At 42.1% G+C, this 10,273-nt stretch carries 8 protein-coding genes and 1 other RNA gene; 6 read left to right on the plus strand and 3 right to left on the minus strand.

Going from position 1 to position 10,273, the window contains the following annotated elements; genetic code table 11:
* Positions 1–5: 5 nt before the first annotated feature.
* The 3 genes from AC5RDS_RS05790 to AC5RDS_RS05800 form a co-directional block, all read right to left on the minus strand.
* Positions 6–1,172 (minus strand): FecR family protein, encoded by a 1,167-nt coding sequence (locus tag AC5RDS_RS05790; RefSeq protein ID WP_022161347.1) that lies wholly within the window; start codon positions 1,170–1,172, stop codon positions 6–8.
* Positions 1,173–1,396: 224 nt separating this feature from the next.
* Entirely contained in the window at positions 1,397–1,939 is a 543-nt protein-coding gene (locus tag AC5RDS_RS05795) for an RNA polymerase sigma factor (protein WP_022161348.1), read from the minus strand.
* Between the two features lie 83 nt (positions 1,940–2,022).
* Positions 2,023–2,754, minus strand: a complete 732-nt coding sequence (locus tag AC5RDS_RS05800) for a hypothetical protein (protein WP_259318468.1) — start codon at positions 2,752–2,754, stop codon at positions 2,023–2,025.
* Positions 2,755–3,469: 715 nt separating this feature from the next.
* Between AC5RDS_RS05800 and AC5RDS_RS05805 the strand changes: the two genes are divergently transcribed.
* The 6 genes from AC5RDS_RS05805 (at position 3,470) to AC5RDS_RS05830 (ending at position 10,046) form a co-directional block, all read left to right on the plus strand.
* Positions 3,470–4,138: a hypothetical protein gene (locus AC5RDS_RS05805; RefSeq protein ID WP_181990678.1), complete on the plus strand. Its 669-nt coding sequence runs from the start codon at positions 3,470–3,472 to the stop codon at positions 4,136–4,138.
* Positions 4,139–4,156: 18 nt separating this feature from the next.
* A complete protein-coding gene (locus AC5RDS_RS05810; protein ID WP_013610440.1) occupies positions 4,157–5,374 on the plus strand; it encodes a BACON domain-containing protein in 1,218 nt (405 codons plus the stop codon).
* 388 nt (positions 5,375–5,762) lie between these two features.
* The gene (locus AC5RDS_RS05815) at positions 5,763–6,854 is read left to right on the plus strand and encodes a phosphotransferase enzyme family protein (RefSeq protein WP_022161352.1); all 1,092 of its coding nucleotides are present in this window, start codon (positions 5,763–5,765) and stop codon (positions 6,852–6,854) included.
* 4 nt (positions 6,855–6,858) lie between these two features.
* A complete protein-coding gene (locus AC5RDS_RS05820) occupies positions 6,859–8,262 on the plus strand; it encodes a Gfo/Idh/MocA family protein (protein WP_013610438.1) in 1,404 nt (467 codons plus the stop codon).
* A gap of 199 nt (positions 8,263–8,461) precedes the next feature.
* Positions 8,462–8,858: a transfer-messenger RNA gene (ssrA, locus tag AC5RDS_RS05825) on the plus strand.
* A gap of 171 nt (positions 8,859–9,029) precedes the next feature.
* Entirely contained in the window at positions 9,030–10,046 is a 1,017-nt protein-coding gene (locus AC5RDS_RS05830; protein ID WP_494222258.1) for a phage integrase SAM-like domain-containing protein, read from the plus strand.
* Positions 10,047–10,273: the final 227 nt, after the last annotated feature.

Genomic DNA, 10,273 nt, shown 5'->3' on the forward strand with positions numbered 1-10,273 from the left:
GTTCTTTATTTCGTCCCTATCACAACACAATTCTCTTTTATAGAGATTTTTATACCGGACACTTCCTCGAGCATCCGGATAATTTTGTCAAAATCATCATATTTTTTCAAATCACCACTGAAGGTATATTGTTTTACTTCTTCATTGGTATAAAACACAGACATTTCATACCAACGCTGCAATTGTTTCATAATTTGCTCCAACGACTGTTCTTCGAATATAAATTTCCCGTCTTTCCAAGCCAGATACATACCGACATCTACTTTTTGTACCCGAAGCGACCGATCGCCTTTACAAAACAGAGCTTGTTCTTCCGGTTTCAGCCGCACAGAACCTTTCTCATCTCCCACTTCGACACTCCCTTCCGCCAACGTTGTCGTAACCTGCTCATCGTTTTCGTAAGAAGCCACATTAAATTTCGTTCCCAATACTTTCACGTCTATACCGGCGGAAGTGGTTACCACAAAAGGGATTTGTGCATTCTTCGCCACTTCGAAATAAGCTTCTCCTTTCAGAAATACCCGGCGTTTCTCAGCGGTAAAATTGACCGGATAACGCAACTCGGTTTCCGAATTCAACCACACCCGGCTCCCATCGGCCAGCTGAATCTGAAATTCTCCGCCTTTAGGGATAATCAGGGTATTGAATACTTCTTCCTTTTCCAGACTATCCGATTGCTGATAAGTAATGCCCTGCTCATCGAGCCGGACCTGTTGCAAATCAGCTTCCCGGCCCCAACCCACCGAATCGTTCAACAACATTGTTCTGCCATCGGCCAATACCAACAAAGGACTTCCCTGAGCCAAACTAATCGTCTGAGTAGTCCTTTCACTCGTTTTACGAGTCTCATCCAACTGCCACTTCAACACTCCCGCAGCTCCCAATAATAACACGATCAAAGCCACATAACGATACCAGTATCTAAAAACAGGATGAATAGTCCGGTTTCGTTTACTGAATTTTTTCCATTGCCGACCGATTTCTTCTTCCGGATAAGGCTCCAGAATATCGCCTGAGCGGAATTCTTGCAAAAGCTCCTGATATTCCTGTTCATTGCCGGCCGATTCTTTCCTCCAGGCCTCCAGTTTCGCACGGCGGTCCTCATCGATAATTCCGGCAAATTCCTCGGCTATCCATTGAGAAACCAGTAAACGATGTTGTAAATCATCCATAAATTTTCACTTTTACACCGACGCCTTTTTTGACATCATTTATATAAAAGACGACATTTCTTCTTAAACGGGTGAATGAGGATAGAAAATTTATTAAAAATTAAAGTTATAAACTTTCCGGCCGGAACCATTAACTTTTGTTAATTCCAAAGCAATTAATATTTTATTGCTACTTCCATTAATACTCAGCTCCTCATTTTTGTTTCGGATCGATCGGTGTGTGGTTAAGCAGAATAATCACGTAAGATAACAAATAATAAAAGCAGATATTCCTTCGAAAGAACCTGCCGCAATACGGCATAAGCATTCTTTTTCAATGTTTTGACGGTATTCACGGAGATACCTAGTTTTTCTCCTACTTCGGCATTGCTGAGCCCTTCCATACTCAGCATAATAATCTGCTTACTCTGAGCAGGCAGCTTGTCGATCGCCGTATGCAGGATACGGAAAGTCTCTTGCCGGGTAACTTCTTTTAGGAATACAGGATCGTCCGCTTCTTCTCCATGCATGTACTCAGACAGATAATTAGCTTCGGCTTTCTTATGTTTGATAAAATCTAAACAAAGATTCCGGGCTGCAATATACAGAAAAGCCTTGGCATTCCCTAAAGAGTCGAATTCATTCCATTTTTCATACACTTTTACAAATACCTCCTGCGCAATATCGGCCACTTCCTCCTCTTCCGTATATCGTTTAATAAAGTGACATACCGGAATAAAAAAACGTTCGAAAAATTCCTTAAATTCTTTACTTTCCCTTTTCTGCATATTCCTCCCAAGCTCTTTCCAGCAAAAATACAATTTTTTTATGGACAGAGCAATACAGTAACCGATCAGGCAGAGAATAATCGTTAACGATGATATTGTCCCTTATCTTTCACTAAAATAACCTTCAGTTCCGGATCGTCCAGCATTTTATGCCCCTTAGGGGTAAGCAGCAATTGCCATTGGGTTGTCCGATGTTTCCAGGTCAACAAATCGATAGATCGGTTCAAATTTTCCTTGATGGTCGAATACCACCAACCCGGAAAGGATAAAGCATGGACTATTTTATGGTCCACCGCTTTCCTTAATTTATCCATGTAAGAATCGATTTCTTCGGATTCCAACCGAGACGGATTTTCCCAACCGATATACAAAGAAGTATAATATCCTTCCTCTGTAAATCGCTGCAAAGCTTGCCAATTACGACTTTCAATGATCAACCTTTCTTTGTCGATGTCATACCGGGAAGTCAGATCAGCCAACTGAGTTAACATAGCCGAAACATTTTGCAGATCGAGATTTTTAATATCCAACCACAATTTACCTCCATTTTGCTGAATATAGCCAAAATAAGGTTCTATAGACAGGTTAAAACTAGTATCTATATCATATGTCACACCGAATACCGAATCCTGCCGAAAGACGATATCTACTTCAAAGTTACTATACCTTTCACTGTGTTCATATAATTTTTCCATCGAATTGCAACGATGCAACCAAATTTTATCCGGATGCTCCCCAACCTCGTCGATGGCTACGATACACCAAAAAAATAGTCCAATGACACAGGCAACTCCTATAAATCGAATAATACGCACAATTTTTTCTTTTCACTCGGATAAAAGTAAAAAAGACCTGACAAAACCACAAAAATATTCGACAAAACCGGAATTTATTTCGATTAAATAACGAATTTTATCCATCTTTTAAGTCTGATCTCTGATTTCCCCCCCTCTCCCTTTATCCGTACCAACCCATCGCTTAGCCGGATGAACCGAATAAACTTTCAGGCGATTCATTTGACAATCCTGAAATAATAATTATATTTGTCACGAAAAATCACCTTATAAGTCGGAATAATATCATTTCTGGGAGGCTCGGAAGGAGCAGTCTCCGGGAAAGGTTTGTATTTCTAACAAAAAAAGGAGAAAAATAAAATTGTTCTTACTCAATCTTGAACTAAAACAATACCCCTAAGTGTGAGTATCGAAAACATTTCATATCTTTGTTGCGTCCTTTACAGGATAGCATTTTAAAGATGAAAGTGTTTCACTTTTATCCTTGACAGGAAATCTGACAATTTCGAGAATACAAGGATAATCAATACAAACACTCATCACTTGTCTGTTGATGTATCGTCAAAGTACATACGGATAAGTGTGGGGTATTGTTTATTTGTATTCGGGTTTTGTCAGAACCTCCTGTCAGATAAAGCAAGGCTCCACACTTTCTTTTTATAATCAACCGGCCAATCGGAGTCTGTGGTCATAAAACGATTTGAACATCAGTTATAAAATTCAAATTCATTGCATTATGAAAAAAATTTCATTCATTCTGCTGGCTTTGCTATGCTGGTCAAGTATGGTGTCGGCACAGGAAAATAACAATCGTTTACGTAAAAAGTACCGCAATCTGAGTTTTGTAAAGCAGGAATTCGAACCGGCTTCTTACTTCGGTATGGATCAAACGCTCAAAAGTAATTTCGGAGCAGCTTTCACCGTCGGCAGGACTTTTTATCTTCATAAAAAACCGATAGCCGGTTTGATCCGTTTCGGTCTCGACGCCACCTGGTTCGATTTGAATTACACCAATTACAAACTCGAATACCGTTGGGAAGACAATTACGATGAGGAAGAAGAACCAGAAACCAGTAATTTCCATCAAGCTGAAATCGGCATGCAAGTAGGTCCTTCTGTTACCGTCAACCCGGTCGGGAAACTAAACGTCAACGCTTATTTCCGGTTTGCCCCCAGTTTTTCAGCTTTATACGACGACGATACCCTCCTGGGAAACTATGCTTCTTATTTTGTCACCGGCGGCGGTATCTCTTACGGAGTTATCGGCCTTGGAGTGGAGTCCAGATGGGGAAGTTGTAAATTTAAATCTTTCGGAAGCGGTGATTCCGAAGAAGACGAACAGGAGCCGGCACCCGGAAAATCCAAATTCAACGGAATGCGTGTTTACCTATCCTTCAGATTTTAATATTAAATCAGCTTAATCATGAAAAAGATATTACTATTCATTCAGTTGTTTATTGCTGTATGCCTGACAGCCTGTTATACCAATGTGATTACCGATTATGAAGGCGAAGGCGACGGAGGCGGCGGAGGCAATCCTTCCAATCAATTTATAACCCTGTCCGATCCTGCTCAACTCAATCAGACAGCTTATGCCGACTCTCCCTCCTGCGAGATCACTTTTACCACCACCTCTTCGTGGGAGAGTTATATCCAAAACGATGAAGCCCGCTCCTGGGTTACCGTAACCCCTTCTGCCGGAGAAGAAGCCGGGGAACATACCGTGCAAATATTATTAGATGAAAACACGACAGGAAATCCCCGGACAGTTCGAATCGACCTAAACTGTCAAAGCCAAACCGAAACAATCACAATCAATCAGGAAGCTGTCCGGCAGGACGGCAGTTTCCCGGAATCTTACGAACCGGATCCCTTCGAAGCCTGGGTGGAGCGCATTACCATCACAGAAATCACAGAAGGAGTAGAAAACCGGAATAATTGGCTGGAAATCAGATTCGGTTACAACGATGACCAAATTCAGTATATTGAAAAAACAGGCATTTATACAGAAAATATCGAAGGTGAAGAAATTCAAAATGAAACGATACTGTCGGATATTCATATAAATTATATGCCCGAAGATCACCGTTTATTTTATGAGCAGAATATTTATGAAAATAACAATCAGGTTACTCAAAAACTTTACAGCGAATGTATGCTGAACGAACAAGGCCATATCAGGGAAAATCAGGCAACTTACTTCGACATGATGAGTAATGAAGAGCCCATATCGATTGTATATCGTTACAAAAATTTCCGTTTACAAAATATCGGTAGCGACCAGGAACAGTTCCAATATATATGGTCGGATCAAAACAGAGTAGAAACACAGGAAAAAATCACAAGTGACGCTGAATATGCTACTCTGGAAACCTTCACGTACACCACGGAAGAAAATAATAAAGCCAACCTGGACCTTAATCAACTTTATCAGGAGGACTACCTGTCGATGGTCGGTTTGCTAGGGAAACGCAGCCAAAATCTGTTGGCTTCGATCAGCGACAAAAAAGGCAGCAGAACAGAATTCAGTTATACTTTCAACATGTCCGGTTATGTAGAAACCATTACAGCCACCCATTTCTCTGAAGGTATTAAAACTCCGACGAAACAAGTGTATACTATCTTTTATCAAGGCTTTTGAAGTTGAAAATCCACATCCTTTTCAACAATTACGGAGTAATTTTCAACTTTCAGGTCCTATCTTTTTCAGTGACAACGGTTACAGTGATCAGATTTGATTTCCATAACCGTTGTCACTAAAAAACGGCAGGATTATTTCGGTATTTGTTCGTCTTCGGTATTCGTGTCCGGGAACGCGATCGCTTCTGTCGGTCGTCTGCCTTTTTCTTTCATTGACCGGTGGTATCTGACGAACGTAGTGAGGAGTTATGCTATACATCTCCCTCACAAAATTACCCCTTTCCGCGAGAAACACAAACAAAAAAAATTCAGAAAATTTAATTCAGAAATCAAAATTCCAATTCTTCGGAAAATTGACTATTTTAGCAGATCATTTTATCACCATTTTCATGACAGATTTAAAAGCAATCACTTCACATTTTGCCATTTCGGGAGAGGTGGCAGAAATAAAACCGTTAGGATCGGGGTTGATCAACGATACCTTCCTGGTAACAACCCGATATCCCGATACCCCGGATTACGTATTACAACGCATCAATCAGGCTATTTTCACGGATGTTCCTTTATTACAGGAAAATATCCGTTACATTACCTCCCGTATCCGTTACCATTTGCAACAACGGAATGCAAACGATATCGACAGGAAGACATTGACTTTAGTACCTGCTACAGATGAAAGGCTTTATTATTACGACGGCAACAGTTACTGGCGGCTGACTATTTATATCGCCGGATCGAAGACTTTCGAACAAGTGACACCGGACCTGGCCTATCAGACCGGAAGAGCTTTCGGAGAATTTCAATACTTTCTGTCAGACATTCCGAATCCACCGATCGGAGCGACCATTCCCGACTTTCACAACATGGAATTCCGCCTCGGACAGTTCCGGGAAGCGATCGCTCGAGACAAAGCGGCCCGTCTGGCTAAAGTGCAACCGATCGTGGATGAATTGCTCGGACGTTCTGAGGAAATGTGCCGGGCTGAACGGCTTCATCGCGAAGGAAAATTACCTAAACGCATTACCCATTGCGATACAAAAGTCAACAATATGCTGTTCGATCAGGATGACCGTTTTCTCTGTGTGATCGACCTCGACACAACGATGCCTGGATTTGTATTGTCGGATTTCGGTGACTTTATCCGTACCGCTGCCAATAAAGGAGCAGAAGACGATAAAGAATTGGACCGGGTAGGTCTCGATATGGAAATATTCCGGGAATTTGCCCGGGGCTATCTCGAAACGGCAAGTGCCTTCCTTACCCCTATCGAAAAACAATTGTTACCCTATGGGGCACAACTTCTAACCTATATGCAAACCGTCCGTTTTCTGACCGATTACCTCAACGGAGATACATACTACAAAATCCAATATCCCGAACACAACCTGCAACGGACCTTGGCTCAATTGACCCATCTCCACAGCATAGACAGTCATCTGGAAGAAATGAACGCCTGGATTAATCAACTCTCAAATCAGTAATTATATGAAAAAAATCACTTACCTATTGACCGCTTTTCTGATCCTGGGCATCAGCAGTTGCCAATGTCCTAAATCTTCGGATCAAACGACTCCCAATCTGATTCGCACCGCTATTCCGGAACGTCCGGCCGGTCAGACAGACGTCATAGGCCTTCGCTGTGCACCCCTCGACACCGTACGGGTCGGTTTTATCGGATTAGGCATGCGCGGCCCGGGGGCCGTCTATCGTTTTACCCAAATCGAAGGTACCGCCATCAAAGCCCTCTGTGACCTTTATCCCGAACGGGTAGAAAAAGCCCAGGAGATCCTCATCAAAAACAATCGTCCCCAGGCTGCCGCCTATAGTGGAGAAGAAGGCTGGAAACAACTTTGTGAACGCCCCGATATCGATCTGGTATATATCGTCACTCCGTGGTTGCTGCATACTCCCATAGCCGTTTACGCCATGGAACACGGTAAACATGTCGCCATCGAAGTCCCCGCAGCCATGAATCTCGATGAATGCTGGCAACTGATCAATACTTCCGAAAAGACCCGCAAGCACTGTATGATGCTGGAAAACTGCGTATACGACTTTTTCGAACTTACCACCCTGAATATGGCCCAACATGGATTGTTCGGTGATATCCTCCATGTCGAAGGTTCGTATATCCACAACCTGGAAGAATTCTGGGCGGCCTATCAAGGCAACTGGCGGCTGGATTTCAATGAAAAATACCGGGGGGATGTATATGCCACCCACGGCATGGGACCTGCCTGTCAACTCCTCGACATCCACCGGGGAAATAAAATGAACTACCTCGTTTCTATGGATACCAAAGCCCTGACCGGCCCGAAACTGGTAGAAAAGATCAACAAACGGGACGGTAAGGATTTCCAGAACGGAGACCATACGATGACGATGATTATGACCGAAAACGGCCAAACCATGCACATCCAGCACGACGTCATGAATCCCCGGCCTTATTCCCGGATGTACCAACTGACCGGCACCGAAGGTTTCGCCAACAAATATCCGGTAGAAGGCTATACATTCCGTTCTCCGGAGCAGGTCGAAGGTGTACCCGATCACGAAAATTTAAGTATGCACTCGTTCGTCCCGGCAGATGTGAAACAGGCGCTGATGGAGCAATACAAACACCCCATTCAGAAAGAACTGGAGGAAAAAGCCAAAAAAGTCGGCGGACACGGTGGCATGGACTTCATCATGGATTACCGGTTGGTATATTGTTTACGCCACGGCCTCCCTCTCGATCAAGATGTCTATGACGCAGCCGAATGGTCCTGTCTGGGCGAACTCACCCGCCTCTCCATCGAAAACAACAGCATGCCCGTCGAGGTCCCCGATTTCACCCGGGGCAGTTGGCAAAAAATGAAGGGATACCATCATTTTATGATCGGAGAATAATTTTACCCCTCATTCAAAATAAAAATCGTGCAGAACCTTCCCGGATCTGCACGATTTCATTTTTGGTATTTATATAGATATTTACATGAAATGTACGTTTGTAGGTATAAATATGTATATAACTACCAAAAATTATAAATTTAAGTCTCTTTTGATATGATTTACCGGGTTTCTTCCTATCTTTGTCCTCGCATACCATGGGGCAGACCTGGATTTGACAGCATGAAGAATAGGTATGTAAGCATGTCGGGAGCAGTGAAACGGCCCGTAAATCCCGGACACAAAATTTTAGTTGGCGAAAATAATTACGCTCTCGCTGCCTAATCTTTAGAAGATTGAAGGCTTAATCCCTGTTCAAGGAACGGGGACGGGACATCCCGCCGGTGGTTCCACCTTATTCCGGCCGGCATACGGGGTGCAGTCAATTTAAGGTTAGTCTTAGCCCACCTTTGGCGAAAGGCGAAAATTTAAGAGGATAAGCGATGGCTTGGGTGCCACTTTCCGGACTATCGTCGAAAACCAATAAGCGGCTAAGCATGTAGAAAGCATATTGATTCCGTGTTTGGACCAGGGTTCGATTCCCTGCTGCTCCACCGATTAGAATTAAACCACTGATTTACAGTGGTTTTCTTTTTCTCACAACCTATAAATTTTCGTATTCTGGTCCATTATTTGGTCCACTTATTTTCCTAAATCTGGTCCATTTTTCAAGGTGGACCAAATATCTTCATAAGTAACAGAAGCAGTGGCATTTAATGGTCATTATTATGCTATCAAAAACCCTTATTTATTACTTCCACTACAACTCAAAAGAGTCCACTAACGGATTAGCCCCAATCTATTGTAGAATTACAGTAAACAGCACTCCTAAAAAGTTTGCCACAGGTTTATATGTACAGGCTAATAATTGGGATACTGTAAAACAAAAAGCCAAAGGCAGAAACGAAGAAGTACAATTCATTAATTTCAAACTGGATTGCCTAACCAAACAAATCAAAGACTGTGAACGTAAATTAATTGATACGTTAGGGACATTTAGTATTGAAGACCTCTATTTCCAACTTAAAGGCGGGGCAGAATTAACAGGTGATACTTTTCTAAAATTAATGAAAGACCGCCTTGATGTGATGGGCAAACTTGTAGGAACAGAATATTCCAAAGATACATACAGAAAATTCAAAGACGTATATAACCACACAATCAATTTTATTAAGAAGCAATACAATATGAGCGATATACCTTTGAAAAAACTGGATTATCAATTTATAGCTGCTTTTCAGCAATATCTTCTTACAGACCGCAAGCAAATACCCAATACCGTCAATAAAACACTGCAAAAGGTTATTGAAGTTGCAAAATATGCAGTAAAATGTGGTTACTTGGAAAAGAATCCTTTTAATGCGTATGAGCGATTGAAAGTTGGTACTAAGTCTATTACATTTCTAACTGATGAAGAAATTGAACAATTAGAAAATTATCATTTCACACAACACAGATTAGAGCAAGTAAAGGACTTATACCTGTTTTCCGTTTACACAGGTTTAGCTTACAGAGAAGCAGCCAATCTATGTAAAGCACATCTCATAAAAGGATTGGATAATGAAATATGGATAAACATGACACGTCAAAAGACAGGTAACAGTATGGAGATTCCCCTACTACCTCCTGCACAAAAAATTCTTTCTAAATATATAACAGGTAACGAACCTATTAATAAACCATTATTACCTATGATTAGTAATCAACGTATGAACTCCTACCGTGCGCCCGTAAAGGTAGCGTAATGAATGTCTCTTTAGCAAGAGACTAGACTAGATTCTAAGTCTACTTCCAACCGACTTATCCGGCGGGGAAACCCAATGGGGAGTGTCGCATGTCGGTTGCAGCATGGCCGCCCTAATTGCCAAGGGCGAGTGCATCGCTGGGGAGAAAGACAGACACGAGGATGAAGCCTATACTGGTTGAACGATAGTTCAGTGAGGCATGTTGGACTTGTGACGAAAGGCAGTTG

The organism is Odoribacter sp., from assembly GCF_985060555.1.